The organism is Oleiphilus sp. HI0086 (assembly GCF_001635225.1).
Genome location: NZ_LWFZ01000075.1, coordinates 1 through 1,177, shown reverse-complemented (window position 1 = coordinate 1,177; position 1,177 = coordinate 1). Strand labels below are relative to the sequence as shown.

The window sequence follows — 1,177 nt, the reverse complement described above, 5'->3', positions numbered from 1 at the left end:
ATATTCGAGTTATTCGTTTATATCATGAATAGATAGTCGACATAATTCACATACTCTCAGTTCCAACGAAACAAGAACAGCCTTTCGACTAACCTGATTTTCATTAGAAAAAGCAATCCAGAGCTTATTACCACTTTATATTCAAAACATATTACCTTGCTCAAAACACGTAGCAGCCTTATCACACAAACTAAGGCTAACCAATGTAGGTCATCGAGCCAGTTTTTCCGGAAGCGGCCTATACGTCACTCCTGGTTCTAGCACCTAGCCACAACAGCCAAATACAGCAGTTTGCATTGCGAACTATACCACGAGACAGTTTTATGCTTAGATAGCCTGGATATCAACTAAGCCTGTTATTCTGGAACATCTTCAATGAGCATAATACTGCACCACTACCCTCTGTCTCCTTTCTCTGAAAAAATAAGAGCGATGCTTGGCTATACCAACCAAGAGTGGTCCTCCTGTCTGACCTCAGAAGCGCCGCCACGAGGCAAACTGGACTTACTTTCAGGAGGTTATAACAGAATACCAGTGGCACAGGTGGGAGCTGATATTTTTTGTGATACGAGCCTTATAGCTGATGAACTCGCCGCTATCGCTGACGAACCATCGTTAGCCAACGAAGCTCTGAATCAAGGCCTTCTAACTGAAAGACAATGGCTTGAATCAAAGCTATTTTTTGCATGTGTAAATAAAGCATTCTCTTTATCATTACTTCGACGTATTGCTAAAGACAAAGGCTTATGGAATTTACTTCTGTTCTTGAAAGACAGGATAGAAATGGGCGCCAAAGCCTCGGTATCCCTCGGCAGCCCTAGATCAGCCAACAAACATATTAAGCAAGGTCTAAGCTATCTATCAGAAAACTTAAGCTCGAATGAGTTTATCGGTGGTAACACACCGAATATTCTAGACTTCTCTGCTTATCATTGTTTCTGGTTTCTGACGGAAGTCGGCCTTAAAAAGGATATTTCCAAGAATACAGCCGCGTTGGCTTGGTACCAAAAAATGAAGGCTTTCACCAACTCTCCTGACAATGAAATTAGTATCGATACGGCGATCGATATCGGGAGAGAAGCCCAACCTCGGCAACTAGACAAGCGTTACACCTCAGACCATAGAATTGGCAGTAAGGTTGTTATCGCACCTAGTGACTACCGACAGGTACCCGTAA

The 1,177-nt window shown here is 42.7% G+C and carries 1 protein-coding gene; it reads left to right on the top strand.

Annotation, left to right across the window (positions count from 1 at the left end; translation table 11 throughout):
- Nucleotides 1-375 precede the first annotated feature (375 nt).
- The coding region (locus tag A3756_RS01185; RefSeq protein WP_156490161.1) for a glutathione S-transferase family protein at nucleotides 376-1,177 on the top strand (802 nt) is incomplete at its 3' end.